Consider the following 26660-nt stretch of genomic DNA (forward strand, 5'->3'; position numbering starts at 1 on the left):
CCGTATGACAAAAATTATAGCAAAAGAATATACAGAATTTTTAGAGCAGCTGAAAGAACAGATTGCTATTAGTCGTTATAAAGCAGCAAGAACAGTAAATAAAGAGCTACTACTACTTTATCATTATATTGGAACACAGATTCTAGAAAAACAAAAGAGCCAAGGTTGGGGATCCAAAGTAATTGAGCAGTTAAGTAGAGACTTAAAGGCTGAGTTTCCAGAAATGAAAGGTTTTAGCACAAGAAATCTAAAATATATGAGGCAGTTTGCAGGGGAATATCAAGATATTGAATTTGTGCAACAACTTGTTGCCCAATTGCCATGGGGACATAATGTATTTCTGATGGACTTAGTTCGGGACAAAGAAGCGAGGCTATTCTACATAAAAGAAGCTATAGAACATGGCTGGTCAAGAAACATCATGGTAATGCAGATTGAACTTGGGTTACATAAACGTCAAGGAAAGGCTATCACTAATTTTAAAGAGAAGTTACCTTCACCTCAATCAGATCTAGCGCATTACACGTTAAAAGATCCATATATTTTTGATTTTTTAAGTATAGGAAAGGATGCTCATGAAAGAGAAGTAGAAAAAGGTCTTGTAGGACATATGGAGAAGTTTTTGTTAGAACTTGGTGAAGGCTTTGCATTTGTAGGTAGACAATTTCATTTAGATGTTGGTGATGAAGACTTCTTTGTCGATCTATTATTCTACCATCTAAAATTACGTTGTTTTATAGTAATTGAATTGAAAGATAATAAGTTTAAACCAGAATACGCCGGTAAAATGAATTTCTACCTTTCAGCAGTAGATGACTTGCTAAAACACGAGACAGATCAACCATCTGTAGGGTTGATTTTATGTAAATCTAAAAATGATGTACTAGCAAAATACACTCTAAAAGATATGACAAAACCAATAGGACTAGCAGAATATCGAATAACTGAAAGTCTACCAGAGAATATAAAGACAGCTTTACCAACGATAGAGGAATTAGAAGCTGAGTTATCTAAAGTTTCAGATAAAGAGAAGTAATGCTACTCAAATCATTCAAACAACTATTTAGTAAGCCAAAAATCAAAAGCTCAGCCTGGGATGCAGCAGGATCAGGAAGAAGATTTTTTCACTTTCAACCAGAGTTAGGAAGTATAAACAATTTGCTGTCTCAAAGCCTTGAAACTTTACGTAGTAGATCACGTGATATGGTGAGAAAAAATCCTTACGCTGCAAATATAATTGATACGATAGTAAGTAACTCTATTGGAACAGGAATAAAACCACAATCAAAAGCAAGAGATGGAGAATTTCGAAAGAAAGTACAAGAATTATGGCTAAAATGGACAGATGAAGCAGACAGTAACGGAGTAAGTGATTTTTATGGATTACAAGCTCTAGTGTGCAGAAGTATGATAGAGGGAGGAGAATGTTTTGTACGTTTAAGAACGAGAAAGCTGGAAGATAGATTTTCTGTACCATTACAACTACAAGTACTTGAGTCTGAACATTTAGATAATAAAACAAATCAAACTTTAGGAAATGGTAATGTAATAAGAAACGGGATTGAGTTTAACAGGCTTGGGCAAAGAGAAGCATACTACCTATTTAAAGAACACCCTGGTGAAAGTATGTTTGGAGAATCAGTGAGAGTGCCAGCAAATGATGTTCTACATATTTATAGACCATTAAGACCTGGGCAAATCAGAGGGGAGCCTTGGCTTTCTAATATACTGCTGAAGCTTTATGAGCTTGATCAATATGATGATGCAGAGCTGGTGAGAAAGAAAACTGCAGCAATGTTTGCTGGATTTATTACGAGACTCGATCCAGAAGCAAATATCATGGGAGAAAGTGAAAGTAATGAGCAAGGAGTGGCACTATCAGGTTTAGAGCCAGGAACAATGCAGCTTTTAGACCCAGGAGAAGACATAAAATTTTCAGAACCGTCAGATGTTGGAGGAAGTTATGAAGCGTTTATAAGACAGCAACTCAGGGCAATAGCGATTGGTACAGGGATAACATATGAGCAACTAACAGGAGATTTAACCGGTGTTAATTATTCATCAATTAGAGCAGGATTAATAGAGTTTCGTAGGAGATGTACAATGTTACAGCATAACATAATGGTATTTCAGTTTTGCCGTCCTGTATGGGATAGGTGGTTAGAGTTAGCACTACTTTCTGGAGAGCTAGACATAGGTGAAGAATGGACAAAGGGAAAAGAAGGAGCAAAAAAAGAAGTAAAATGGATACCACAGGGATTTGATTGGGTCGATCCGCTAAAAGATCAGCAAGCACAGCAAATGGCAGTAAGAAATGGATTCAAGAGTCGAGCGGAAGTAGTATCAGAAATGGGTTATGATGTAGAAGAAATTGACCAAGAAATAGCAGAAGATCAAAGACGTGCAAGTGAACTGGGCTTAAGTTTTGATTCTGACGTTACGGCCAATCAAGAGGTGATATGAAACAACAATGGCTAAACAGATGTGTAATGGTAGAACCAAGGAGTTTTGAGTTACTGTCACTACAAACAGGAAAGCAGCCTATCTTTAAAAATATAAAACATGCAGTAAGAAATAGTGAAAGAGGAATAATACCGATACATGGCATTTTAACTAAAAAACCTGGTGCATTTGATGAAATGCTCGGAATGACATCATATGAGCAAATAGAAGAACAAATTACACAAGCATTAGCAGATAGTAGCATAGAGACAATTATACTGGAAATAGATAGCCCCGGAGGAGAGGTAAACGGTATATTTGACCTAGCTGACTTTATTTATGAATCAAGAGGAAAAAAGAGGATAATAGCGATAGCAAATGATGATGCATATTCTGCTGCGTACGCTATAGCTTCTAGCGCTGAAAAGGTATTTGTGAGTAGAACTTCAGGAGTAGGAAGCATAGGAGTAATAGCAAGTCATATAGATCAAAGTGGGTTTGATGAAAAACAGGGAATAAAATATACGACAGTATTTGCAGGAAGTAGAAAAAATGATTTAAATCCACATGAGCCAATAACTTCTGAGAGTTTAGAAAACCTAAAAAGCGAAGTGAATCGTTTATATGGAATGCTGGTTGAGCTAATAGCACGCAATAGAAACCTTTCTGTAGAAGCAATCAAATCAACAGAAGCAGGGCTATATTTTGGCGAGAAAGCAGTAGAGATAGGTCTTGCAGATGGAATTACAATTCTTTCATCTATTAATCAAAACAGGAGTATTATTATGAATGAACAAACTACAAATGACCTAAAAACTAATAATTTAACTAAGTATCGTACTGAAGTTGTTGAATTAATACGTTTGTGTAACTTATCACGAATGCCAGAGAAAATAGGAGAATTTATTGAGCAGGGCGTAAGTGTTGAGCAAGCAAGGGAGGTTTTAATGGAATTACTTGCAGAGCGAACGAAAAAGACAGAGATACTGAGTGCAATACCACAGAATTCAGGAGAAGAGTTGATGATGCAGGTAGCGAAAAGTCGTAGGCATTTAAAATATATAACAAAAGGAGAAAAGCAAAATGAGTAGTATAACAGAACAAAATAATCTAGGTGACTTATTAAAGTATGAGGCATCAAGTCTATATTCAAGAGACCAAATAACGGTAGCAAAGGGTCAAAATCTGAAGCTAGGGACAGTTGTTGGTCGTGATAAAGACAACATGATTAGGATAATAAATCCAACTGCCACAGATGGCACACAAACAGCAATAGGTGCAATAGTAAGTGATGTAAATGCGACAGAAAATGCCAAAGCAGTAATCATTACACGTATAGCAATGCTAGCAGATCATGCAGTTGTATGGCCAGCAAATATCACTGAAGAGCAGAAAGCTGCAGCAATAAAGCAACTTGAAGGACGAGGGATCATTGTCCGCAAGGGAGTGTAACTTAAATTAATAAGGGGGAAAAAGAATGCAAAATCCATTTACAAATACAGCATTTAGTATGACGGCACTAACAAATGCGATGAATATATTGCCGGTAAATTATGGACGAGTTGAAAATTTAAATTTGTTTCCAAGTAGGTCAGTAAGATTTAGACATATTACCATAGAAGAGCAAAACGGAGTATTAAGTTTACTACCAACGCAGTTACCCGGAGCACCAGCAACAGTAGGAAAAAGAGGAAAAAGAAAGGTAAGAACATTTACGATTCCACATATTCCACATGATGATGTAGTGTTACCAGAGGAAGTACAGGGAATAAGGGCATTTGGATCAGAGAGTGAACTTAAAGCGCTGGCAGATGTAATAACCGATCATTTGCAATTGATGAGGAACAAACATGCAATAACATTAGAGCATTTGCGAATGGGAGCGCTGAAAGGAATAATTTTAGATGCTGATGGGTCAGAATTATTAAATCTGTACAACGAATTTGAAATCACGCCAAAAGTAGTAAATTTTGCACTGGGAACAGCAACAACAGATGTAAAACGTAAGTGTCTGGAAGTATTGCGGCACATAGAAGATAATCTAAGTGGTGAATATATGACCGGAATTCATGCCTTGGTAAGCCCTGAGTTTTTTGATGCACTAACTTCACATACTAAAGTGAAAGAAGCATACGAGAGATGGCAAGAAGGAGCAGCGCTTCGAAATGATATGAGGTCAGGATTTACGTTTTGTGGTATAACATTTGAGGAATATAGAGGGCAAGCAACTGACCCTGAAGGAACCGTGAGAAGATTTATTGAGAAAGATACAGGGCACTGTTTTCCACTAGGAACAGCAAGCACATTTACGACATATTTTGCACCAGCAGATTTTAATGAAACGGTAAACACACTAGGACAACCACTTTATGCAAAACAAGAGCCAAGAAGATTTGATAGAGGAACAGATTTACATACGCAGTCAAATCCATTGCCAATGTGCCATAGACCTGGCGTATTAGTAAAAGTCGCTATAGCATAACATACTGGTAGAGTAACTACAAGGTGGTGAGGCACAGAATGACTCTACCGGTATGCGCTTTCTTAGCATGTAAAGGTTAGTATATCAAAAAGAAATATGCAAGAGAATATTAAGCGATTATTAGAAGATTGTTTTGCCCATTTAGGAGAAGTGGCTTTGTATAAATCAAAGGATAAGTCATACATGGTACAAGTATTAAAGCAACAGCCAGATAAATTATACGAGATTGGTGAAGGACAATTTGTGGAAGAAACTTTAGCGTTAGAAGTAAGTGCGTTTGATGTGTTAAAGCCAATAGTGGGAGATGTTTTTGTTATAGGTGATCGAAGATATAAAGTACACTCACCGCCACTTAGAGACAAGTCTGGAATAACGTGGAAAATAAAAGCGTCTGGGGTGTAAAATGTCTGTTCATATAGAAGTTGAGGTAATAGAAAGTGTAAATGCTAAAAGAAGAAAAGTAGAATTAGCAACGGTAAAGGCATTAAACAAAACGGCACTATGGTTAAAAGCGCAAGCAGCTAAGGAAATCAGTGAGGAAAAGAAGATAAAATTAAGTTTGATAAGAAAGAGATTAAGAATTTTTAAGGCGAAAACTAGCAGATTAGACGTGTTAATTAGAGCAAATCTCTATGACATTAGAGCATCGACAATTGGTAAAATACAAAAAACAAGAAGAGGATCGAAAGTAGGAAAGCATGAGTTTATAGGAGGATTTGCAGCAGTTATGCCAAAAGGAAATAGCGGTATGTTTAAACGTGAAGGAAGGGCAGCATTGCCAATAAAGGAAGTTAAGTTGCCACTAGAACCTGAGGCTTCAAGGATAATATTGTTAATTATGAAGTTGAAAAGGTATTTGAAAAATATTTTATACATTACATGAGTTAAATTATATGTATGACAAAGTTCTGGAAAGATTTACATCAAGCAATTTGCAGCACACTGAAGGAAGAAATACCGGCTATACAGACATGTGAAATTTATCCAGCAATAAGGAAAGAACTGTTAGCACCAGCGGTATTTGTAGAACTTAGTAGCTTTGAAAAAGGACATGATCCAGGAACAGAAGAATTAGCGCTGAAAGCAAGATTTGAGGCACGAATTGTGATTGATAGCACAATAGAAAATGCAGCTATTATTGTCAGATCTTTAGCTAGCGAAGTTGCAAAAGTAGTAAATAAAAATACTTGGAATGTGGAAAATGTTTCGCCAGGAGAATTTATATCAGGAGGAGGAGATGATTTTAGGCCAGAGCTTGATGCATATTTAGTGTGGTTAGTAGAGTGGACTCATGAAGTGCATGCGGGTAAATCAGTATGGTCAACTGGCATAATGCCACATGTTATTGATATAGGTGAAGTGCATGTTAGACCATAGTTTTGCAATTTCAGAGCTAAATAGAAAAGTAGCGAATATCATTCGTATAGGAGTTGTAAAAGAAATAGATTATGAAAAAGCAAAAGTAAGAGTAAAAATAGGTGAACTTTTAACAGATTTTCTTCCATGGATAACTTCTAGAGCAGGAGAGGAAAGAAGCTGGCTACCACCAAGCATAAATGAACAGGTAGTAATATTGTCACCATTGGGAGAGTTATCATTAGGAGTAGTACTGTCTGGAATATATCAACAGAAGTATGCTGCACCAGAGAATAAAAAGGAAATAAATAGTGTAAAATTTCAGGATGGGACAAAGTTTACATATGATAAAGGGAAGCATCATTTAGAGATTGAAGTAGTGGACAAAATAACACTGAAGGCTGGGGAATCGAGTATAGAAATGACAAAAGATAGTATTAAATTAAAAGCAAGAAGAGTAGATTTAAATTGATATATATGAGTAAAGCAGTTGTTTGCATAGGAGATCATTGTACAGGTATGCCGATTCATGTCTGTGTGAGCGGGAGTGAAGATGTATTTGTTAATGGTAGACCTGCTTGTCGTAAGGGTGATATCTTGAGTATTGGGGAAACACTAACGCAAGGATCAAACAACGTATTTGTAAATGGTATTGGTGTAGCGAGAACAGGTGATGTGGCATCCTGTAGTTTTCAAATAGTAAGTAAAAATCAAAGTGTGTTTTCAAAATAAAAAAATTAAAATAGTCGAAAAATGAAAGGAATGGACGCTAAAACAGGTAAAGAATTAGAGGGAATAGAACATCTGAAACAATCGATAATTGATATATTGACCACTCCTATTAACAGTAGAATAATGAGAAGAGATTATGGCTCAAGACTATTTGAATTAGTAGATAAGCCAATAAATAGGGATTTAACTTTGGAAATTTACGCATCAACTGCAGAAGCACTGGGGAAATTTGAGAAGAGATTTAAGTTAGAAAAAGTAAAAGTTGAAGGAGTAAAAGAAGGAAAAGTGACGCTTGATCTAGAAGGATTGTATCTGCCAATGGGAAGAAAGATTCGCTTCGATGGGGTTGTAGTATAAAGATGCAGCAGCCAAATATTATTGAATCACTGAGCTTTGAAGAGATTTTTTCTCGGATGAAGGAAGAGTTAGTGAAAAGTTTTACAGCATTAGTAGAAAGTGACCCAGCGATGAAGGTATTAGAAGTAGCAGCATGGCGAGAACTTTTGCTTAGAGAAAGAATAAATGAAGCAGTAAAGAGTAACTTACTTAAATTTGCGACAGGAGAAGATCTTGATAATTTGGCTGAGTTTTATGGAGTAGAGAGAGAAAAAGAAGAAGAGGATGAAAGATTTAGAAAGAGGGTAAAAGCAAAAATAGCAGGTTGGTTAACAGGAGGAAGTAAGGAATATTATAAATATCATGCACTGTCAGCAGATAGTAGAGTAAAAGATGCACTAGTGGAATCAACTATACCAGGGAAAGTACAAATCTCAATCTTATCAACACAATTATCCATAACTGGCATAGCGTTAGAAGAGCTACTAGAAATTGTAAAAAAGCAGGTTACTAGAGATGATATAAGGGTTTTAACCGATACAGTAACAGTAATTGGCTGCAATATTATGGAAATAGATATCCACAGTAGAATGAGCATAAGTCCTTTAATATCAGAGGAAGAAATCAAGAAGCAGTTTATTAAGAAGTTTGAATTAGCAAAAAAATTAGGGTGGAGTGTAACAAGATCATGGATAATAGCGAATCTATTTGTAGATGGTGTAGAAAATGTGGAATTGATCGAGCCAAGAGAGGATGTTGTGGTTCTGGGAAATGAATCTGCAAATTTGAAAAATTTAAAGATTGAGTTGAATTAATGTTATTACCCCCAAACGCAACAAAGCAAGAGCAAGCACTGGTTGATGCAACAGATTATAAGGTTGATCCGAGCTGTATCAGAGGATTTAAGTTTAGTCTTAAAGATGAAATACTGCCGTGGATAATAGAAGAATATGGTTTAGAAGAAATACTGCGCTGGGTAAAAGATAGAAGAAAAGCCGTAATAGAAGGAGTAAAATTTCAAAGACTGAGAGGAACTCCAGCATCACTAAAAGTAGCACTAAAATGGGCAAATATAGAAGATATTACAATCATCGAAGAACCACCTGGTAAACACTTCTTTGAATTACAAATAGGAATAAAAGATGTTCCAAATGACTTTTTTGTAGATGCAGTAGTAGAACTTGCAAAACTATCGTTACCAGCAAGATCGCGGCTAATGAGGATTTTCAATGATCACTATAACGTTGATAGGTTTATTTTAGATGAAAGTTTATTTGGAAGTTTGTTATCAGACTACTCTGGTATAAAAGTTGAAAAAAATGGGCCAGTGTTATCGTTTGGAAGAATAAATTTTTTCAGTTCTAGAGGTCCGTTAGTAGAGATTGTAGACAACTATTTAAGAGAGCATTATGAACAAACATTTAGTAATGACATATATCGATTAGATGTAGCAGTACTTGGAGAAACAGAGCCTCACACAAAGGATTACAAAGGCATTTATGAAAGAAGTCATCAGTGGTATAACGTAAAAGCACTATATCCATTACCACAAAGTTTATTACCAGAAATTAAGTTTGCGAAAGCACAGATTGTACTGTCAGATAGCTGGAAATTAGGAGAAATAAATAGCTGTTTTCCTCTTTGTTATCAAGAAGAGATAGGAGGCACACTTTTCCTTGGTAATGATAAACTTTCTGATCAGCTATGGAACTTGGAATACACACCAATTTTGGAAAGATTTAATATCAGCTATGAATATGAAGCAAAGAATCTTACTGATCAAAAGGTTGCGAAAGCTAATTTAACGGAATATCACGTTAGTTGCAAAAATGATAGAAGTTCAGGAAAAGAAGATTCAATACACGAATTAGAAAATTACATTTTAGTGTTTTACCCAGGAGTACTGAAGTGGCATGAACATCGACATTTGCACAGAAGTTGGAAAAATAGTCAAGTAATATCTCTAATAAGTTAAGTACTTATATTTAGATCCTCATATATTATATTAATAATAGGTTAAAATGTATGAAATAAAAAGAAAAGGACTTGCTTTCTCATGCTAAAAAGGACATGACTTGAATAGCAGCAGGTAAATATAAGAAATTTGTCTGGCGCTAGAAAAGCTAATTTTGTGAGGTATGAAATGAGTTTTAGAAAGAGTAAGTTTTTTAAAGAAGTATCAAGTAACGATATTAATAAAAGAAATGAAGAAGGAGAAACGATCTTGCATCAAGCAGTAGAAATCTCCGATTACAAAACAGTGAGATTATTAATAAAAAAAGGGGCAGAGGTTAATGCAAGAGATAAAAATGGTTATACGCCACTACACTGTGCAGTATTTGCGAAAAGCTTAGAAAATGTAAAAGTGCTGCTAAGGTCGGGAGCAGAAGTAAATGCCACTCAATATGTCACTGGATGTACGCCACTGCACTCTGCGTGCAAAATAGGAGGAGCAGGAGTTGAAATAATAAAAGAGCTAGTAAAAGCAGGAGCTGAGGTTAATCAACTGAATAAATATGGTGCAACACCAATGTATTACATTTGGGAAAGTGAAAAGTATCGTCTGTGTGATAGCAAAGAGAGTGAAAGGGCAAGTAAATTTCTGAGAGAAAAAGGAGGAATAACAAAAAGTAGAGAACTGACGTGCTATGGAATAGAGAGGATAGTGGGAGAAATAGCAGACATGTTGAATGGGAGCTATATGCCGGAGCTAAAAATAATAGAGATAGAAGAAATAAGGAAGAGAGACAAGTCGCTAATAAAGAAAGAATGTAAAAATTTAGCAAGCAAGATAATGGGCCAAGTGAACGAAATGATAGATGAGATAGAAAATGTAGTGAGAGGGAAGGCTTAAAAAAGGGATTTAAATTTTTTAAAGAAAAGATGGGGTGGATTATGTTAAAGCTTGGCAAGAAAGAGAAGTCAGCAAAAGAATTATTAGAGAACTCATATAAAAATATTTATGCAAGAGACGAAAAAGGAAGAACAGTTTTGCATTATGTGATAAACGCAAAAACAGTGAAGTTATTAGTCGAAAAAGGAGCGAATGTGAATGCAGCAGATGCAAGAGGATATACAGCACTGCATCTAGCGGTAACCGAGAAACGCCTAGAAACCGTGAGAGAATTAATAAAATCAGGAGGGAATGTAAATGCGGAAGAATATGGAAGTAAATGCACACCGCTGCACCTTGCATGTATGGTAGGTGAAAAAGAAATAGTGGAGGAGCTAGTAAAAGCAGGGGCTGAAATAGAGCAAGCAGATAAATTTGGAATGACAGCAATGGATTATGCGAAAAATAGCAAAGAGATAACCGAGATATTGAAGAAAGAAACGGACAGAATTGAAAAGTTATTTGAACAAATAGAACCTTCTATGAGAGGCTGAAAATATGGAAAGAGAAACAGAAAAGAAAGTAATGAATTTAGAGAGAAAACCTTTGGGTGAGCTGAGAAAAACGTGGAAGAAGGTATTTGGGGAAGAGGCACCTAAACACTCAAAGAAATATCTGATACCTAGATTAGCGTATAGAATGCAGGAGGAAGCTTATGGAAAAATGTCAAGAAAAGGAGCAAAAAGACTAGAGTATCTAGCAGATCAACTAGAGAAGGGAAAAAGAATAAGTAGTGACAAACTTCCAGTAGCAGGAACAGAGCTAATATTAGAGAGAGGAGAAGAGATGCATGCAGTAATGGTAACAGATAAGGGTTTAATCTACAGAGAAGAATTTTTTACGTCATTGTCAGCAGTAGCCGGAAAAATAATGGGAATGAGTTACAACGGCCCTTTATTATTTGGAATGCGTGAAAAAAATGGAAGTTGAAAATGCTAAAAGAAGTAAGATGTGCAATATATACGAGAAAGTCAAATGAGGATGGACTAGAACAAAAGTTTAACAGTCTTGATGCGCAACGAGTAGCATGTGAAAAGTATATAAAGAGCAAAGAAGGCTGGGTAGCATTGGCAAAAAAGTACGATGATGGAGGATATTCAGGAAAAAATTTAGAAAGACCAGCGATAAAGGAATTATTTGAAGATGTCAGAGGAGGAGAGATAGACTGTGTAGTAGTATATACACTAGATAGGTTATCAAGAGAAACAAAAGACAGCATAGAAGTAACGTCATTTTTTAGAAGGCACCGAGTAAATTTTGTAGCAGTAACACAGATATTTGACAATAATACGCCAATGGGAAAATTCGTACAGACAGTATTATCAGGAGCAGCACAACTAGAAAGAGAGATGATAGTAGAGAGAGTAAAAAATAAAATAGCAACATCAAAAGAACAAGGTTTATGGATGGGAGGAACTTTACCGCTTGGGTATGATGTAAAAGATAAGGAATTAATAATAAATGAAAAAGAAGCAAAAACAGTGCAGCATATATTTGAAAGATATTTGGAGCTGAAGTCAATGGCAGAGTTGGCAAGAGAGTTAAACAGGGAAGGATACCGAACAAAAGCAAAAACGGATATCTTTAAAAAAGCAACGGTGAGAAGAATAATAACAAATCCAATATATGTGGGAAAGATAAGACATTATGACAAACAGTATGAGGGAAAGCATGAAGCAATAATAGAAGAGGAAAAGTGGAAAAAAGCACAAGAATTGATAAGTAATCAACCGTATCGAGGAGTAAAATATGAGGAAGCGCTACTAAAGGGAATAATTAAATGTAAGAGCTGTGATGTAAATATGACGCTGACATACTCAAAAAAAGAGAATAAGAGATATCGATATTACGTATGCAACAATCATTTAAGGGGAAAGGGTTGTGAATCAGGAAGCCGAAATGTAATAGCAGGAGAAGTAGAAAAAGAAGTAATGAAGAGAGCAGAAGATTTATATGAAAAATGGGAAGAAAAAGCGGAAGAGTGGAGTTTTGGAAAGCAGAAAGAAGTAGTGAAAAAGTTAATAAAGGGAGTGATGGTAAAAGAAGATGGAATAGAAGTGCGTTTAGAGGGTAAGGTAGAATTTGTACCAATAAAGAAGAAAGGAAATAAATGCAGGATAGTAGAGCCAGAAGGTAAAACAAATAATGTGCTACTGAAAGCAGTGGTAAGAGCTCATTCGTGGAAACGTCAACTGGAGGCAGGAAAATATGGAAGTGTGAAAGAGCTGAGTGCCAAAATTAATATAGGTACAAGACGTATACAGCAAATTTTGAGGCTGAATTATTTAGCACCAAAGATTAAAGAAGACATAGTAAATGGGAGGCAGCCAAGAGATTTGAGGTTAGCTGAATTAAGGGAAATACCGATGCTTTGGGGTGAGCAATTGAAGAAATTTTACGGCTCAGCATCGTAACGTTTATAAAAACAACAATATGAAAAAACATCGAAAAAAGTATGTGCCAGAAAATTAAAAAAGGTTATTGCAAAAGGAGCTACTACAAAGGGCCACACAAAAAGATGTTGAAATTGATATAGAAGAGCAAATAAATGTTACAAAATCAATTATGTAGAAAATCAATATAAGTGATGAAGATTTTAGCATATTAGGTGCAACAATGGTAGAAGATGTATCCAATTTTAGCTGCATATTTTAATAGTAGATTTAGAGGAAAATTCTTTAAACATCAAAAAAGGCAATACTCTAAACTTCAGCACACAACTCCAGGAAATAGTACATGTCGAGCAATCTATAGCCCCTTTTGAATCTGAGAGTGTACTTGAAAATCCATAAACATTAAGTAAACTTTTTAAATAAAATAGTTTCTTTTTCAACTTACTAAATAAACTTCTCCCATCATTGCTGTGTAACAAATCATATACAAAGCTATGGTCTACTTACAAGCAGTGCCTTCTGTTGATGAGATGCTTTTTCTATCTTTAACTCATCCATACTACAGCTTGGCAAGCTTGAATAGCATAAGGAATCTTTTTGTTCTTGCGTTTGTTTTGCCAAGGCCTTATTTCTATAAAGTAGGGGTTGAAAATGATCATGGCCTCCATTTACCATATGTAAGACACTATTGTGACTATAATCTATCTTACCTGCTTTTGATCCTGAGCTATCTATTAACTGATGCAAGAACGGATCTTGTTGCTTATCAATAGTGTGCAATGGGTTACTTTCTGCAACATGCAATTTCACACCATACTTATCACAAAGTATTCTGCCCTCGATATCGGAACGTCCCCAAAATTCATTCTTTCCAATGCTATTGATATATTGGTTACACGTAATTCCACGATTTACGAACTCACCTTCAACCTCATCAAAGTCATTGCCAATTTTACTTATAAACCACTCTGGAGGATTGTCTTGCGCAAATCTCTTACACTCATTCCTTAACTGCTCTACAGTAACTTTGATTCCCTTCTGTTGTTCCAGACTTTGCCTGAATGAATCAAAAAAACAGCTTCCATTATTGATTGCGTGCCCTAAATAGAAGTCATCAGGTATGTTTGATTTTTGCTCTTTATCACCTTGTTTTTCTGCCTTTTCAATAATTTCTTCCTCTAAACTAAAAATCTTACTCCAGTTGTATTTACCTTCTAACCCCAATTTTTTACTTTCCTTTTCTGCTGCTTTAGCTAAGTCTGTTTTAGAAATATCCCCTTTTTCTTCATAGAACCTAGATAAAATTTTAAAGATATCTATCAGGTAAGTTTTTACGTCAAAATTCTTCTCCTTTTTTACAATATTAGACTCAATATTGCGTGAATCTTGTAATAACTTATGCCTTCTAGCAATTTCCTCCATAGAATCCCTTCTTAACTCTTCACGTTCTGTCCATTTGTTGTTAGACTCGCTTATTACTTCAGGATGCATTAATTTTCCAGACCTTTCAAAATATCCCTGTTCAATAGCATAGTAGACATCATAATCACCAAGTGCACAATCCTCGCCTAATTCTTCTTCATGACCTTTGAATTTTTCCAATACTTCCTCTCTATTACTCACTTCTACTATAATTTTGCTTTTATCTTGTACGTCAGGATACAGTCTAACGTCTATATTTCCCAAACTGGTATAGAAAGTTAATACTATATCGCTGCCTTCTGTAAGATCTGTGTAATTCCTTATGCCATCTTGGGTTATAATTTCTACCTCACTTTTGCCAATTTTTATTACACTCCTTCCATATCCTTTTTCTCCTTGAGGTATTCCTAAATTCCTTGTTCTATCTGTGATTTTTGCAACATCTATTATACTATCCTCTGAGTATTCTAAGTAAGATACACTGTTATCGATTTTTCCATCACACAGTTGACCACTGGTAGCATCCCTTGCAACTCTAAAAAATTCTTCAGCATAATTAATGTACTCTACATGAGCCTTGATTACATTAGCTTTATGATCTTTAAACTCTCGTTCTATTGTATCAATGACTTTTAAACTATCTGAGTTTTTTAACTTTGCTCCTCTCGATATTAATGCACATACTATATCACTGGCAATTCCATAGCTTCCTTCTAACTTAGCAATTTTTTCTAGTACGTGATCTGCAAAGTAATAATCTTTGTCTTTAGCAAAATTTAATCTCATTCCAGAAGCTATAATCTCATTTACAACTTCCTGTAGTTCAATCATGCTTTTAGCTTTTACTACCTTACTCAAAAACTTATTTAGCTTAGCAAGTTGATTTGTTTGATACATCTCTGACAAGAGACTATCACATTTTTCACAATTATCTTGCTTATTACCTACAAAGTCAGTTGCTCCTGCTTTTAAGAGTAAAGCTTTTACATCAGGAAATTGACAAAACGGCCAAATTGAACTATCACCCTTAACATTTAAAACTATCTTTACATCTTGGTTATTTTTATGTTTATCTAAAAATTTTTTCAGATCTTCAACACCTGGACCATAAGGATTATCCCAATCTTCATCAGAATCTGTAGCTTTAACCATTTTACGTAGTTGGTCTCTTAACTTTTTTTGGTTGTCAGTTAAAAAACACTCCATAATATTGTTGCTATCAATTGCAATTTGCAGTGGGGTTTTTCCATTGTTATTTTTTATGTTTAAATCAGCTCCTTTGCTTATGAGTAAATCCATAACCTTTCTGCTATAATCATTACAATTAGCAGCATAATAGTGTAAAGGTGTATTACCTTTTTTATCTTGTATATTTGGATCAGTTTTTGCATCTAAGAGATACTTTAGACCTTCATACTCACTGGAATAAATAGCAGTATCATGCAAAAGTGTTTTACCTTTATTATCCTGCATATTTAAATCAGCACCAGCTTTGAGAAGAGGATGAATGGCTTCATCGTGTGCGACAAACACATTCAATACTGTTGTTCCTAGATGTCCTCTTTTTAGATTAAGAACGTACTTCAGGTCTTTATTTTTCTCGTTACTTTCTAAAAACTGCTTAAGATTTGAAAATGAGTCATAATTCCCCATATTAAAATCTTTTATAATACTATTGAGTAATTTTTGATTTAACTTTTTTTGACTCTCTTCCAGTTTTAAGTTAGGTGCATGAATAAGCCACTCATCTATTAAATCCTCTAAGTATTTTTTATCATCTATCAAACTTCTATCAGCCCAAAATAAATCTCGCTTAATGAATTCATAATAACTATCTACTGGTAATTCAGTTGCTTCTGTTTTTGGGCTACCTATTTCTGAACACTCTTGTCCAGCACTTAGGTCACACTTCAGTTTTTGCTCATCAGTGTGTTTGCTTTGTTCACTGATAGGTTCTGCAATATATTTTACTGGCCCTGTACCCATATTACCTGCTAGCTCTAGATATAGGATATATTATATAGAATGTGTAGTATGTGTCAAGCTAATTTCAACATAATCTTTTTACTACTCATATTTTTGTTAAGTTTTTATGGTGAGTACTGCTAGGTTAAAAGTTGTTTATTACTGGAAGTTTTAGCCAATTTTACTATAGATCAACAAAATTGAGAACACCAGCTATATTGAATATATAGGAATATGATGCTTTAAAGGAGTACGGAAACTGCTGAAGTTTTTACAGCAAACCTGTATAGAGCAACTTCAGCAGAATAAACAAATACATGCCAATATTAGTAGAGAACTATTTACAGGTCAACTAACTTTTTCAAAACATATTTTAGTGAAAGTACCATGCTAGTTAGTGTTATAAAAAATTCAATTATTTACTCCTTCAAAAAAGGGCGTATCTTTGTGAGAACAAGCAGCTTAAAAATAAGGTTATAAAAATAGAAGTTTGAAATCTTTGCAATAAAGTTAGGCAAAATAGTTCGTATGTAGATGTGGGTGAAATGGGCTAATGTGGTTAGTTTTAGCGTATAATAAAATTACCGTATAAAAAAGTTCGTACGGTACACATGGTAGACCAATCCATTCCAAAACAAACTCTTCTCACGTTCCTTGGTTTTGAGTGCTGGAAATAGTTATTTTGCTTGAGATCTTAATAATATATTTTGTTAAATTAATATTGATTTATTTGCGGAAGAATAATTAAGACAAGCTCATGACGAAACAAAATTCAAAATAAATAAAATGTCATGTATTGAGTCTATTAAGGGTCTTTTGCCTAAAACTACTTTGGGTTAGAAAATTTTTCTATACATAATAGTAATTGACAAGTTTTAAAGGTGGGATAATATACCTAGAATATATTGGACTTATTCATTATGGTACGTGAAGAATACAATGTTCTTTCGTTGTTCAAAAGGAGGTAACTATGGACCGTCGGGATATTTCAGAAGTTTTGTTTTCATCTATTAAGGAAGATGATCCTTATAGGGCATCTAAGCTCCTTCAGATTGAACGTTGGTGCTATGCACATTGGATGATACATGAGGGGTATGGTGAAATAAGAAATAATTTTCTTGCACGAGTGTTATCTAGTAAAGATTGCTGGGAAGAAGTCAATAATTTGCATGGAGTGAAGCTTAATAGACAAGTGGTAGGCAGAAAATTAATTGCACCCAGTTCAGATAGTAATCCAAATCCTTTTGGTACTGTTAGATACCAAATTGCATGTGAGTGTTGTTTGGAAGATGAAATACGAGCTATATTTGAGGAAAGAAAAGAGAAATTGTCTGCTAAAGGTGGTGGCAGTTTGCTTGAGTATCGCCGCTTAGTTAAGTGCTATGGAGAAGGTCCTTTAGCTCAATTTTGGTCACATTTCATTAGTGGGTATCTTGATAAACTGGATTTGAGGGACCGTCATCAATATGAGTATGGGCTTGATTGTGCAGTAGATTGGCAAAGAGTAGAAGCAGTGGAATTCTTTTGGAATAAGATAAAATCTTTGCCTGAAGGTGAAATAAGTGCACAAAAGAAGGATGAGATCTTGATGAAAAATGCAGCTTATACGGCAGGACCTAGTTTTCGCATTTGTCCTGATATATTTGAGTTTTTCCTGAGTCAGGTAAGTCCTAATAGATATCCAGAGCTTTTAAGAAGAGATTTAGAGAAAAATGGTCATTATGGATCTTTGAATAAAATGAAAGACATGCCCAATTTTGGTAAATTTCAGGAATTGTTTGATTGTTTAAAATCAAGTGAAATTTCAGAAGATGATTACTCTCTTTGGTTGAAATTCATGATAAAGGACTGTCCAGGGCATTATTTAGGTGCTGGTGTGGAAGTTTTTATGCATATGTGGAAAAAAGAAGGATTTGATAATCATCGTACTTTCACATTGGACGAGGAAATGATGGAAGATTCTTCTTTTCAAGGAAAATTTTCAGTGCATTTGGTTGAAAAAGGTTTTACGGAGCCGGTATGGGCAATGTTAGATAAGGCTAGTTCTAGACAAATCAAGGAGTTCATGTCTTCCGAAAAAGCAAATGATATACGTTCTATATTAGAGCAAGGAGATAATGAATCATTAAGTAAGTTTTTAGCCTATGGTAAGTCTGCTGATAAAGGGCTTGATAAAAAGAACAAACCTGGTCCAAGTGGTGATTTAGTTGAAGTAGAAGTTAGAAAAACGTATGGTAAGTCCAATGTAAGACTAGGCAAGTAAAAAACATTATACATTGTTGGAGGATTTTGTGCCAAATCAAGAGAAACCACAAGGTTTTGAATTAATAGAGTTGTTGATTCGAGAAGCAGGTTCAAATGCAGGAGCTAGCCCAAGTACTTCAACTCAACAAGGAAGTGATTTTGAATCTTTCAAAGCAAGGTTTCAGTCATATATTGATCAAATTCCATCATATTTACATTCAGTAGGTAAAGAAGGGTTTTTTCCGCATTTCTTTTTAGGAAGCTTTTCTACTTTGATAGATACAGAGATTGCGAAAAAGCTAGATATTGAAAAAATATATTTTAGTTTTGATGGTTCGAAAACTCTGAAAGTGGCTGTTATAAGAAAAGGTGGTATTACAAATCAGAAAAGCGCGATTGAGAAGGTAAATCTTTTTGTGATTTCAGAGTTTGGTAAGAATGATAGTAAGAGTAAAAAATTTACCTATGGTGAGCTAGAAGAGATACTGGGTCAATCAAATTTACCTGCACAGAATGAACATGTGAGAAGTGCTAAAGATGATCTTAAAGTTAAATTAGTAAAAATTGTTAAAGCCACAGGGGAAATATCTGTTGAAGTAAAAGATGACAAGTTGGATAAGAATACTTCTGCAACACATGAGTTTAAGGAAATAAAAAAGGGGTTATGGAATAATCCAGAAAGTGATATAGCTAAGCTGACTAATCCTGATGTGGAAAAAGTGAAAAAGCCTGTTGAAAATATTCTAAAAAAAGTTAGTAAAATTCACTCTGAATATAAGAATTCACTTGCCAATGCGGTTATATATAGAAATACAAATTCCCGTGGGTATGGGAGCATGTATCATATACCATACGCGTCAAGTTAAGGAAAAGTGGTATAAGGAAGAAAGGAAACGAAAAAACTATTTTATATATTAAGTAATAAAGTTATTAATTTATAGATTCTTCTGAAAAAATTATCTTCTTCTAGATAAGAACTCCCTAAAAAAATAAATGTAACAAATAAAATGCCCATCTCAAATGTTGCTATATTTCACGATATTTCCTTAACTTGACGCGTATGGCTGTACGAACATTGCAATTTGCAGATCCAAGTAGCTTGACTACTTGGATCCAGCTAAGTTGGTGAGCATAAAAGTATAGCTAATGCGAGCTTTACGTCATACCGTCACGGTATCTCTAGATTCCGCTAACACGTAGCGGGACGACGAGGTCAGGGTGTCATCCTAGTACCTTCTCCTGTCATCCCAGTGCCCAGACACTGAGATCCAGAAAAGTTTGCTTGTAAGCAAGCAAACTAGCACAGAAAGTGGTTACAACATTTTCGATGAGATTATATGGAAAACTGGATTCCAGTGTCAAGCACTGGAATGACACCTTCCTGCTCAGTTCATGTTGCCATAAATATTAAGAAATTTACCAAGCAAAAAAAAGGCAAAAGAAGCCCTAGTCATTGTCTATTTTCAGTATTGGCGTTTTTTAAGTCTTAAACACTGCAATTTAGCTGCTTTTAAATGCAACTCACCTTAGTTTAAATGTTTAAGAAATTTACTAAGCAGAAAAAAAGGCAAAAGATATCCCGTATTAGCTAGTTGTCACTCTCTAATCCTGCAAATTGGCGTACTATACTGTCTTAAACGCTTTATAAGCGCGTTTCAGCTTATATAGGTAAAAACCCAGAAATGTTGTGAAGACGTAAAGTGTGCATAGTGCAAAAAATTAAAAATAAGACGCCAATTACGTAATACTGTTGTCATTTAATCTGCACAGATTGAAGATAAATGAATACCTTCAGTACCATGATAATGGGGCTGGCGAAGGGTGTCAAGTAAGTTTTTTCGTTTCTACTGAATGACAGTTGTGGCTTGGGAGGTAGTGCAAGAAGTCTACTGATGGCTTTCAAGGCAGTTGAGCTTAATTATTAGAGTAGTAATGTTTATTTTTATATTGACTATTGAGGTTTATTATTTTATAACTAAAAACTTAGTTATTTTAATGAGCTTGAGTTTATAACATATGCCTACGATAAATCAATTAATACGTAAGGGTAGATTAGGATTGACCCATAAGAAAAAGGTACCAGCTTTGGGAGAAAGCAACCCTCAAAGGAGAGGTGTTTGCACTAAGGTGTATACTACAACTCCTAGAAAGCCTAACTCAGCACTCCGTAAAGTAGCCAGAGTAAAAATTAGTGGGTATGGTGAAGTGACGGCTTATATACCTGGTGAAGGTCATAATTTACAAGAACACTCTGTTGTTTTGATACGTGGTGGGCGGGTTAAAGATTTGCCAGGTGTGCGTTATCACATAATAAGAGGTGCCCTTGATCTGCGTGGTGTGCAAAATCGAAAGAAAGCTCGTTCAAAATATGGTGTAAAGAAATCTGGTTAAAGTTTATGGCTCGTCGGAATAAAGCAAAAAAAAGAGAAATAAGTCCTGATTCGCGTTACGGCAGTGTTTTGCTGATGCGTTTCATTAATACAATCATGAAATGTGGTAAAAAATCTACTGTAGAAAAGATTATCTATGACGCTTTGTCTTTAGCTGAAAAGAAAATAGGCGAAGGTGGGTTATCAATTTTTGAGACAGCAGTAGGAAATGTTACTCCTTCTATAGAAGTGCGTTCTCGACGCATTGGTGGTGCAACTTATCAAGTACCTGTTGAAGTTCGACAAGATAGAGCGGTTTCTTTAGCGTTAAGGTGGATTGCTAAAGCAACTTCTGCTGCTCGAAAAAAGAGTGGAAAAACCACTGTTGATTGTTTGCAATCTGAAATACTGGATGCTTATAATAAACGCGGTGGTGCGTTTAAGATGTGCGAAGAAAAATATAAAATGGCTGAAGCTAATAAGGCATTTTCTCATCTTCGTTTTTAATGTTAGCCAATTAATTGTGATATGGAAATTGGAATATCTAAATACAGAAATATAGGGATAATGGCTCACATAGATGCTGGTAAGACTACCACAACAGAGCGTATTTTATTTTATACTGGTAAGCAAAATAGAATTGGTGAAGTGCACGATGGTGCAGCTTCTATGGATTGGATGGAGCAGGAAAAAGAGCGTGGTATTACAATCACATCTGCTGCAACAACATGTTTTTGGAATGATCATAGGGTCAATATAATAGACACTCCTGGTCACGTTGATTTCACTATTGAAGTTGAGAGATCTTTAAGGGTTTTGGATGGTGCAGTTGCTGTATTTGATGGAGTTGCTGGAGTTGAACCTCAATCTGAGACAGTGTGGCGTCAAGCTGATAAATATAGCGTTCCTCGTATCTGCTTTGTTAATAAGATGGATAGAATAGGGGCAAATTTTTATCGATGTGTTGATATGATAAAGACGAAGCTTGGTGCAGCACCTTTAGTTATTCATTTACCAATAGGGAGTGAGAAAGATTTCAAAGGTATAATTGACCTTATTTCTATGAAAGCCATTATATGGCAAGAAGAAACGTTGGGCGCTAAATTTTCTTATGAAGATATTCCTTCTGATTTGCTTGATAAGGCTCAAGAATATCGAAATCTTTTATTAGATGCTGCAGCTGAGATGGATGATGAAGCGATGAATACTTACTTTGAGTCTAATGATCTGCCAGTGGATTTACTGAAAAAATGCGTGAGAAATGGGACCATTAAAGGAAAATTTGTTCCTGTGTTATGTGGATCAGCTTTTAAAAATAAAGGCGTACAACCACTTTTAGATGGTGTGGTTGACTTTTTACCTTCTCCTATTGATGTTGATGTAATTGTTGGAATTGATCCTAAAGATTCAGAAAAGAAAATTGAGGTCAAACCTTCAGAAAAAGAGAAATTTGTTGCTCTTGCATTTAAAGTGATGACGGATAAATTTGTAGGCAGCTTGACGTTTATCCGTATTTATTCTGGTAAATTAAAGTCTAAATCTACCGTTTCAAATGCGTTAAAAAACGAAACTGAAGGGATTGGCAGAATGTTACTTATGCATGCAAATAACCGAGAAGATATAACTGAGGCTAGGGCTGGAGATATAGTTGCTTTAGTTGGGCTAAAGAAAACAACCACCGGAGATACTTTATGTTCTGTTGATTTTCCTATATTATTGGAGCGTATGGAATTTCCTGAGCCTGTTATTGAAATTGCTGTGGAACCTAAAACCACTTCAGATCAGGAAAAATTAGGTATTGCTCTAAATAGGTTGGTTGCAGAAGATCCTTCTTTGAGAATGTCAGTAAATGCGGAAAGTGGCCAGACTATATTGAAAGGCATGGGTGAGCTCCATCTTGAGATTATTGTTGATAGAATGAAGCGCGAATTTAACGTTGAGGCTAACGTCGGTGCTCCTCAGGTTGCATATCGTGAAACTATCACTAAATCTGTTGAAATTGATTACACTCATAAAAAACAATCTGGTGGAGCTGGTCAGTTTGCTAAGGTTAAAATAAAATTTGAACCTCTTGAGCCTGGTTCTGGGTTTCAATTTGAAAGTAAAATTGTAGGTGGTGCTATTCCAAAAGAGTATATTCCTGGGGTAGAAAATGGCTTAGAGTTGATAAAAGAAGGTGGTATAATTTCGGGATTTCCGTTGATTGATTTTAAGGCTACCCTTCTTGATGGTGCTTTTCATGAGGTTGATTCTAGTCCTTTAGCTTTTGAACTTGCTGCTAAAGGTGCTTTTAAAGAGATGGCAAATAAAGCTGGTCCAAAAATGCTGGAGCCTATAATGAAAGTTGAAATCATTACTCCTGAAGAATATATGGGTGATGTTATGGGTGATATAAATAGTAGAAGAGGAAATGTTGCTGATATGCTCGATTTAGGTAATAATAGTAAAATAATTACTGCTTCGGTACCTCTTGCAAATATGTTTGGTTATATCAACGTTTTGCGTTCTATGTCTCAGGGAAGGGCGCAGTATAGTATGCATTTTTCTTGTTATGAGCAAGTGCCACAATATGTGGTTGATGAGTTAAAGTTAGAGTATAATTAAGGGTAATAATTATGACAGCAGTAGTGGAAGCATTTGGAAAGCCGCATGTAAATGTGGGAACAATAGGACATGTGGATCATGGGAAGACGACGTTAACAGCGGCGATAACGAAGCATTATGGAAATTTTGTAGCGTACGATCAGATAGATAAAGCGCCAGAAGAAAGGAAGAGGGGGATAACGATAGCAACAGCGCATGTTGAGTATCAGACGGAAAAAAGGCATTATGCACACGTTGATTGTCCTGGACACGCTGACTATGTAAAGAACATGATAGTAGGTGCAGCACAGATGGATGCGGCGATATTGGTAGTGTCGGGGGTTGATGGGCCAATGCCACAAACGAGAGAGCATATATTGCTGGCGAAGCAGGTAGGTGTTGGATATATCGTGGTGTATATAAATAAAGCTGATGTTGCTGATGCTGATATGATAGATTTAGTAGAAATGGAAGTGAGGGAATTACTGAGTAAATACGGATTTCCAGGGGATGAAGTGCCTGTGGTGGTTGGTTCAGCGCTCAAGGCGCTGGAGGATGACAGCAGCGAATATGGAAAGAAATCAATAGACAAATTGATGGAAAAGTTAGATGAATATGTAGCGGTTCCACCAAGGCCTGTGGATTTACCATTTTTATTGCCAATCGAAGATGTATTTTCGATATCGGGGCGAGGAACAGTGGTAACAGGAAGAATAGAGAAGGGAGAGATAAAGACGGGAGAAGAGATAGAGATAATAGGTCTGAAAGCGACGCAAAAGACGATATGCACAGGTGTAGAAATGTTTAAGAAGTTGCTGGATAAGGGAAGTGCAGGACTCAATGTAGGAATATTGTTAAGAGGAACAAAAAGAGAAGAAGTAGAGAGAGGGCAAGTATTGGCAGAACCGGGGACGATAACGCCGCATAGAAAGTTTAAGGCGGAGGTTTATATATTAAAGAAAGAGGAAGGAGGAAGGCATACACCATTTTTTGCGAATTACCAGCCACAGTTTTATTTAAGGACAACGGATGTAACTGGGAGCATAAAATTGCTAGATGGGAAGGAGATGGTAATGCCAGGAGATAATGTGAGTGTAGAAGTAGAATTGCAAGTACCGATAGCAATGGATAAGGGATTGCGTTTTGCGATAAGAGAAGGCGGTAGAACTGTTGGTTCTGGTGTTGTTTCTGAAATTTTGGAGTGAGAGTTTGAGTTATAGGAGTGTAGCTCAATTGGTAGAGCGCTGGTCTCCAAAACCAGAGGTTGTAGGTTCAATTCCTATCGCTCCTGCATTAATGTTGTGGTGGAAATGTTAAAAAGTTTGTGTGGTTTTTTCTGTGATATAAAGCAAGAAATACGAAGAATTGCTTGGGTAAAGAAACAGGAGGTGTTGTCATCTCTATTTGTTGTAATGATTGTTATATTATGCTTTTCGATTTTCTTCTGTTTTGTGGATTTTATGTCTCTTTACGTAATTAAGGCTTTATTTGGAATTATTTATGGAATGTGAATATAAATGGTATATCATTAAAGTTGATTATGGATATGAGCAAAACATACGCGAATTGGTAAGTAATGCTGTTTATTTTAAGGAAGTGTTTATTCCTTATCAAACGGTATGTAATTCAAAGTCTGATATAAAAGAATTATGTGAAGTGTATGTATATATGCATCTGTGTGATGAAAGCAAAAATATTTTGAATCAAACGCCTGGATTCTGCAGTGGCGAATCTGGTGATTTTGAGATGATTTCAGATGATGAGATAAGTTTAAAGTGTAAAGAATTTAATAGATATAAATGGTATATCTTGAGAGTTGCTTCCAATTGTGAAGAGAAAGTGCGCCAACATATATTGGAAAATTCTATGAGATTGGGTGTTAATGATTACTTTAAGGAAGTTTTTATTCCATATGAAGAGCTAAGTGAAGTAGAGTTGAAATCTAAGAAAATTGCTACACGAAGGAAATGCTTTCCTGGTTATGTCTTTTTATACGTGAATTTATGCGATGAAGTATTGAATTTTATCAATAATATACCAAAATCTCTTAAGGTTTATGGATTTTTGAAAAACGGTAATATTCCAAAGGTGATTTTGGATGATGAGATTCACTCAATGTGTAATGCACTTTATAATGCTCAAGAGACAAAGAAGTTAGGTTATGGTTATGAAAAAGGTGAAAAAGTGAAAATTAATGATGGTCTTTTTCAAAATTTTACTGGTAAGGTAAATATGGTAAACGATGAGAAAAAAATTATTAATGTGGAAGTATCGATTTTAGGTAAGCCGACAATAATAGAGCTTGATCTGGCTCAAGTAGAGAAAATAGAGGATTAATTATGAGTGTTATAGTTGCTAAGATTAACTTACTTATGGAAGCTGGGAAAGCAGTTCCAGGACCGAAAATTGCTTCAGTACTTGGTCCACGTGGTATACCTGTTCCTAAGTTTTGTGAAGCTTTTAATAAAGTTACTAGTGCTGCTAACGCTAATTATAAAGTAGGCGATTTAGTAACAGTGCGAATTTCCATAAAGGATGATCGCTCTCATGATTTTACTGTCAGCGGTCCGCCTGTGGCTTATTTACTTAAGCAGGAGGCTAAATTAAGTAAAAGTTCTGGTAATCCTGGTAAAGAATTAGTGGCTAAATTACCTATGTCTGCTATAATTAAAGTAGCAAAGTGCAAGATGGTTGATATGAAAGTGGATAATGAAGATTCAGCAGTGAAAATGGTTGTAGGCACTGCAAAATCTATGGCTATAGAAGTTGTGGAAGGTTAGGTAAATGAATACATATAATGATAATCCTAAGCAGTGTTTGAAGAAGATTGTTGAGTCTGCTTCAGCAAAATTTAATGAATCAGTTGATATTGCGGTCAATTTAGGCGTAGATTCACGTAAATCTGAAGAGCAGGTGCGTGGTACAGTAGTTTTGCCTAAAGGTATCGGGAAGAATATTAAAGTAGCTGTTTTCGCTCAAGATAAACATTTATTAGAAGCTGAAAAAGCTGGTGCTGATATTGCAGGAGGAGAGGATTTAGTTGAAGAAATAAAAAAAGGTAGAAAGTTAGATGTTGATTGGTGCATTACTACTCCTGATTTTATGGCAAAAATCACTCCTATTGCAAAAGTATTGGGTGCTAAAGGGCTGATGCCTAACCCTAAATTTGGTACTGTGACTTCTAACATTGCAGAAGCTATTAAAACCATTAAGTCTGGTCAGGTAAAATTTAGAACAGATAAAAATGGTGTTATTCATGGTAAATTAGGAAATATTAAATTTGATATTGATGACTTGCTAGAAAATTTAAAAGCCTTTCTTAAAGTAATTAAAGATAATAAACCTATTTCTGCGAAAGGAATTTACTTTAAGGGTGTTTTTTTAAATTCAACTATGGGTAAAGCTTATAAGATAGGCAAAGTGGAAGATATAATTTAAGGGAG

The 26660-nt window shown here is 35.4% G+C and carries 27 protein-coding genes, 1 tRNA gene and 1 pseudogene; 28 read left to right on the forward strand and 1 reads right to left on the reverse strand.

Annotated features, from left to right (window positions below; translation table 11 throughout):
- Positions 1 to 4: 4 nt before the first annotated feature.
- From OPR50_RS02345 to OPR50_RS02425, 17 genes and pseudogenes are all read left to right on the forward strand, one after another.
- A complete protein-coding gene (locus OPR50_RS02345) occupies positions 5 to 1036 on the forward strand; it encodes a PDDEXK nuclease domain-containing protein (RefSeq protein WP_012482036.1) in 1032 nt (343 codons plus the stop codon).
- Positions 1036 to 2463 (forward strand): phage portal protein, encoded by a 1428-nt coding sequence (locus tag OPR50_RS02350; RefSeq protein WP_262986412.1) that lies wholly within the window; start codon positions 1036 to 1038, stop codon positions 2461 to 2463. The genes OPR50_RS02345 and OPR50_RS02350 overlap by 1 nt, the downstream gene beginning before the upstream one ends.
- Positions 2460 to 3533, forward strand: a complete 1074-nt coding sequence (locus OPR50_RS02355) for a S49 family peptidase (protein ID WP_265024208.1) — start codon at positions 2460 to 2462, stop codon at positions 3531 to 3533. Before OPR50_RS02350 ends, OPR50_RS02355 begins: the two co-directional genes overlap by 4 nt.
- Positions 3526 to 3894, forward strand: coding sequence for a head decoration protein (locus tag OPR50_RS02360; protein WP_265024209.1), 369 nt, complete (start codon positions 3526 to 3528; stop codon positions 3892 to 3894). The genes OPR50_RS02355 and OPR50_RS02360 overlap by 8 nt, the downstream gene beginning before the upstream one ends.
- Before the next feature lie 25 nt (positions 3895 to 3919).
- Positions 3920 to 4924 carry a major capsid protein gene (locus OPR50_RS02365; RefSeq protein WP_264377875.1) on the forward strand — a complete coding sequence of 335 codons (1005 nt, stop codon included), beginning with the start codon at positions 3920 to 3922 and terminating at the stop codon, positions 4922 to 4924.
- Between the two features lie 96 nt (positions 4925 to 5020).
- On the forward strand, positions 5021 to 5326 hold the full coding sequence (locus OPR50_RS02370; protein WP_262986521.1) for a head-tail joining protein: 306 nt from the start codon (positions 5021 to 5023) through the stop codon (positions 5324 to 5326).
- A 1-nt stretch (position 5327) separates the two neighbouring features.
- Positions 5328 to 5812: pseudogene (locus tag OPR50_RS02375) on the forward strand (phage tail protein).
- 9 nt (positions 5813 to 5821) lie between these two features.
- Positions 5822 to 6301 (forward strand): hypothetical protein, encoded by a 480-nt coding sequence (locus tag OPR50_RS02380; protein ID WP_265024210.1) that lies wholly within the window; start codon positions 5822 to 5824, stop codon positions 6299 to 6301.
- The gene (locus OPR50_RS02385) at positions 6288 to 6752 is read left to right on the forward strand and encodes a phage baseplate assembly protein V (RefSeq protein WP_141456719.1); all 465 of its coding nucleotides are present in this window, start codon (positions 6288 to 6290) and stop codon (positions 6750 to 6752) included. Before OPR50_RS02380 ends, OPR50_RS02385 begins: the two co-directional genes overlap by 14 nt.
- 5 nt (positions 6753 to 6757) lie before the next feature.
- The gene (locus OPR50_RS02390) at positions 6758 to 7012 is read left to right on the forward strand and encodes a PAAR domain-containing protein (RefSeq protein ID WP_065095513.1); all 255 of its coding nucleotides are present in this window, start codon (positions 6758 to 6760) and stop codon (positions 7010 to 7012) included.
- Between the two features lie 21 nt (positions 7013 to 7033).
- Positions 7034 to 7369: a GPW/gp25 family protein gene (locus tag OPR50_RS02395; protein ID WP_262986416.1), complete on the forward strand. Its 336-nt coding sequence runs from the start codon at positions 7034 to 7036 to the stop codon at positions 7367 to 7369.
- A 2-nt stretch (positions 7370 to 7371) separates the two neighbouring features.
- Positions 7372 to 8163 carry a baseplate assembly protein gene (locus OPR50_RS02400; RefSeq protein ID WP_265024211.1) on the forward strand — a complete coding sequence of 264 codons (792 nt, stop codon included), beginning with the start codon at positions 7372 to 7374 and terminating at the stop codon, positions 8161 to 8163.
- Positions 8163 to 9323 carry a phage tail protein gene (locus OPR50_RS02405; protein ID WP_262986419.1) on the forward strand — a complete coding sequence of 387 codons (1161 nt, stop codon included), beginning with the start codon at positions 8163 to 8165 and terminating at the stop codon, positions 9321 to 9323. The genes OPR50_RS02400 and OPR50_RS02405 overlap by 1 nt, the downstream gene beginning before the upstream one ends.
- A gap of 168 nt (positions 9324 to 9491) precedes the next feature.
- Positions 9492 to 10202 carry an ankyrin repeat domain-containing protein gene (locus tag OPR50_RS02410; protein WP_264377870.1) on the forward strand — a complete coding sequence of 237 codons (711 nt, stop codon included), beginning with the start codon at positions 9492 to 9494 and terminating at the stop codon, positions 10200 to 10202.
- 41 nt (positions 10203 to 10243) lie between these two features.
- Positions 10244 to 10735, forward strand: a complete 492-nt coding sequence (locus tag OPR50_RS02415; RefSeq protein WP_265024212.1) for an ankyrin repeat domain-containing protein — start codon at positions 10244 to 10246, stop codon at positions 10733 to 10735.
- 4 nt (positions 10736 to 10739) lie between these two features.
- Positions 10740 to 11171 carry a DUF2924 domain-containing protein gene (locus OPR50_RS02420; protein WP_065095080.1) on the forward strand — a complete coding sequence of 144 codons (432 nt, stop codon included), beginning with the start codon at positions 10740 to 10742 and terminating at the stop codon, positions 11169 to 11171.
- A gap of 2 nt (positions 11172 to 11173) precedes the next feature.
- The gene (locus tag OPR50_RS02425) at positions 11174 to 12655 is read left to right on the forward strand and encodes a recombinase family protein (protein WP_265015356.1); all 1482 of its coding nucleotides are present in this window, start codon (positions 11174 to 11176) and stop codon (positions 12653 to 12655) included.
- Between the two features lie 471 nt (positions 12656 to 13126).
- Here the strand turns inward: OPR50_RS02425 and OPR50_RS02430 are convergent, their stop codons facing one another.
- Complete coding sequence (locus OPR50_RS02430) at positions 13127 to 16042, reverse strand: ankyrin repeat domain-containing protein (RefSeq protein ID WP_265024213.1); 2916 nt, start codon at positions 16040 to 16042, stop codon at positions 13127 to 13129.
- Positions 16043 to 16991: 949 nt separating this feature from the next.
- On the opposite strand from OPR50_RS02430, the gene OPR50_RS02435 reads away from it, so the two are divergent.
- From OPR50_RS02435 to rplA, 11 genes are all read left to right on the forward strand, one after another.
- Positions 16992 to 18284, forward strand: a complete 1293-nt coding sequence (locus tag OPR50_RS02435; protein ID WP_265024214.1) for a hypothetical protein — start codon at positions 16992 to 16994, stop codon at positions 18282 to 18284.
- Between the two features lie 28 nt (positions 18285 to 18312).
- Positions 18313 to 19131, forward strand: a complete 819-nt coding sequence (locus tag OPR50_RS02440) for a hypothetical protein (RefSeq protein WP_265024215.1) — start codon at positions 18313 to 18315, stop codon at positions 19129 to 19131.
- Between the two features lie 1150 nt (positions 19132 to 20281).
- Complete coding sequence (gene rpsL, locus OPR50_RS02445) at positions 20282 to 20656, forward strand: 30S ribosomal protein S12 (RefSeq protein WP_006279787.1); 375 nt, start codon at positions 20282 to 20284, stop codon at positions 20654 to 20656.
- Between the two features lie 5 nt (positions 20657 to 20661).
- Complete coding sequence (rpsG, locus tag OPR50_RS02450) at positions 20662 to 21141, forward strand: 30S ribosomal protein S7 (RefSeq protein WP_264339236.1); 480 nt, start codon at positions 20662 to 20664, stop codon at positions 21139 to 21141.
- A gap of 21 nt (positions 21142 to 21162) precedes the next feature.
- Positions 21163 to 23238 (forward strand): elongation factor G, encoded by a 2076-nt coding sequence (gene fusA, locus OPR50_RS02455; RefSeq protein WP_010962308.1) that lies wholly within the window; start codon positions 21163 to 21165, stop codon positions 23236 to 23238.
- A gap of 11 nt (positions 23239 to 23249) precedes the next feature.
- Entirely contained in the window at positions 23250 to 24422 is a 1173-nt protein-coding gene (gene tuf, locus OPR50_RS02460; protein WP_265024216.1) for an elongation factor Tu, read from the forward strand.
- Positions 24423 to 24435: 13 nt separating this feature from the next.
- Positions 24436 to 24508 (forward strand) — tRNA-Trp (locus OPR50_RS02465).
- Between the two features lie 19 nt (positions 24509 to 24527).
- Positions 24528 to 24728 carry a preprotein translocase subunit SecE gene (gene secE / locus OPR50_RS02470; protein ID WP_022626186.1) on the forward strand — a complete coding sequence of 67 codons (201 nt, stop codon included), beginning with the start codon at positions 24528 to 24530 and terminating at the stop codon, positions 24726 to 24728.
- Positions 24718 to 25554 (forward strand): transcription termination/antitermination protein NusG, encoded by an 837-nt coding sequence (gene nusG / locus OPR50_RS02475; RefSeq protein ID WP_070356705.1) that lies wholly within the window; start codon positions 24718 to 24720, stop codon positions 25552 to 25554. The genes secE and nusG overlap by 11 nt, the downstream gene beginning before the upstream one ends.
- A 2-nt stretch (positions 25555 to 25556) precedes the next feature.
- The gene (locus OPR50_RS02480; RefSeq protein WP_265024217.1) at positions 25557 to 25997 is read left to right on the forward strand and encodes an uL11 family ribosomal protein; all 441 of its coding nucleotides are present in this window, start codon (positions 25557 to 25559) and stop codon (positions 25995 to 25997) included.
- A gap of 4 nt (positions 25998 to 26001) precedes the next feature.
- Positions 26002 to 26655, forward strand: coding sequence for a 50S ribosomal protein L1 (gene rplA, locus OPR50_RS02485; RefSeq protein WP_065094732.1), 654 nt, complete (start codon positions 26002 to 26004; stop codon positions 26653 to 26655).
- Positions 26656 to 26660: the final 5 nt, after the last annotated feature.

The organism is Wolbachia endosymbiont (group A) of Epagoge grotiana (genome assembly GCF_947251775.1).
GTDB classification, from domain to species: Bacteria; Pseudomonadota; Alphaproteobacteria; order Rickettsiales; family Anaplasmataceae; genus Wolbachia; species Wolbachia pipientis.

Bases quoted from the DNA above. Each gene is read 5' to 3' on its own strand.
- OPR50_RS02345 (WP_012482036.1), top strand. From the start codon at position 5: ATGACAAAAATTATAGCAAAAGAATATACAGAATTTTTAGAGCAGCTG.
- OPR50_RS02350 (WP_262986412.1), top strand. From the start codon at position 1,036: ATGCTACTCAAATCATTCAAACAACTATTTAGTAAGCCAAAAATCAAA.
- OPR50_RS02355 (WP_265024208.1), top strand. From the start codon at position 2,460: ATGAAACAACAATGGCTAAACAGATGTGTAATGGTAGAACCAAGGAGT.
- OPR50_RS02360 (WP_265024209.1), top strand. From the start codon at position 3,526: ATGAGTAGTATAACAGAACAAAATAATCTAGGTGACTTATTAAAGTAT.
- OPR50_RS02365 (WP_264377875.1), top strand. From the start codon at position 3,920: ATGCAAAATCCATTTACAAATACAGCATTTAGTATGACGGCACTAACA.
- OPR50_RS02370 (WP_262986521.1), top strand. From the start codon at position 5,021: ATGCAAGAGAATATTAAGCGATTATTAGAAGATTGTTTTGCCCATTTA.
- OPR50_RS02380 (WP_265024210.1), top strand. From the start codon at position 5,822: ATGACAAAGTTCTGGAAAGATTTACATCAAGCAATTTGCAGCACACTG.
- OPR50_RS02385 (WP_141456719.1), top strand. From the start codon at position 6,288: ATGTTAGACCATAGTTTTGCAATTTCAGAGCTAAATAGAAAAGTAGCG.
- OPR50_RS02390 (WP_065095513.1), top strand. From the start codon at position 6,758: ATGAGTAAAGCAGTTGTTTGCATAGGAGATCATTGTACAGGTATGCCG.
- OPR50_RS02395 (WP_262986416.1), top strand. From the start codon at position 7,034: ATGAAAGGAATGGACGCTAAAACAGGTAAAGAATTAGAGGGAATAGAA.
- OPR50_RS02400 (WP_265024211.1), top strand. From the start codon at position 7,372: ATGCAGCAGCCAAATATTATTGAATCACTGAGCTTTGAAGAGATTTTT.
- OPR50_RS02405 (WP_262986419.1), top strand. From the start codon at position 8,163: ATGTTATTACCCCCAAACGCAACAAAGCAAGAGCAAGCACTGGTTGAT.
- OPR50_RS02410 (WP_264377870.1), top strand. From the start codon at position 9,492: ATGAGTTTTAGAAAGAGTAAGTTTTTTAAAGAAGTATCAAGTAACGAT.
- OPR50_RS02415 (WP_265024212.1), top strand. From the start codon at position 10,244: ATGTTAAAGCTTGGCAAGAAAGAGAAGTCAGCAAAAGAATTATTAGAG.
- OPR50_RS02420 (WP_065095080.1), top strand. From the start codon at position 10,740: ATGGAAAGAGAAACAGAAAAGAAAGTAATGAATTTAGAGAGAAAACCT.
- OPR50_RS02425 (WP_265015356.1), top strand. From the start codon at position 11,174: ATGCTAAAAGAAGTAAGATGTGCAATATATACGAGAAAGTCAAATGAG.
- OPR50_RS02430 (WP_265024213.1), bottom strand. From the start codon at position 16,042: ATGGGTACAGGGCCAGTAAAATATATTGCAGAACCTATCAGTGAACAA.
- OPR50_RS02435 (WP_265024214.1), top strand. From the start codon at position 16,992: ATGGACCGTCGGGATATTTCAGAAGTTTTGTTTTCATCTATTAAGGAA.
- rpsL (WP_006279787.1), top strand. From the start codon at position 20,282: ATGCCTACGATAAATCAATTAATACGTAAGGGTAGATTAGGATTGACC.
- rpsG (WP_264339236.1), top strand. From the start codon at position 20,662: ATGGCTCGTCGGAATAAAGCAAAAAAAAGAGAAATAAGTCCTGATTCG.
- fusA (WP_010962308.1), top strand. From the start codon at position 21,163: ATGGAAATTGGAATATCTAAATACAGAAATATAGGGATAATGGCTCAC.
- tuf (WP_265024216.1), top strand. From the start codon at position 23,250: ATGACAGCAGTAGTGGAAGCATTTGGAAAGCCGCATGTAAATGTGGGA.
- secE (WP_022626186.1), top strand. From the start codon at position 24,528: ATGTTAAAAAGTTTGTGTGGTTTTTTCTGTGATATAAAGCAAGAAATA.
- nusG (WP_070356705.1), top strand. From the start codon at position 24,718: ATGGAATGTGAATATAAATGGTATATCATTAAAGTTGATTATGGATAT.
- OPR50_RS02480 (WP_265024217.1), top strand. From the start codon at position 25,557: ATGAGTGTTATAGTTGCTAAGATTAACTTACTTATGGAAGCTGGGAAA.
- rplA (WP_065094732.1), top strand. From the start codon at position 26,002: ATGAATACATATAATGATAATCCTAAGCAGTGTTTGAAGAAGATTGTT.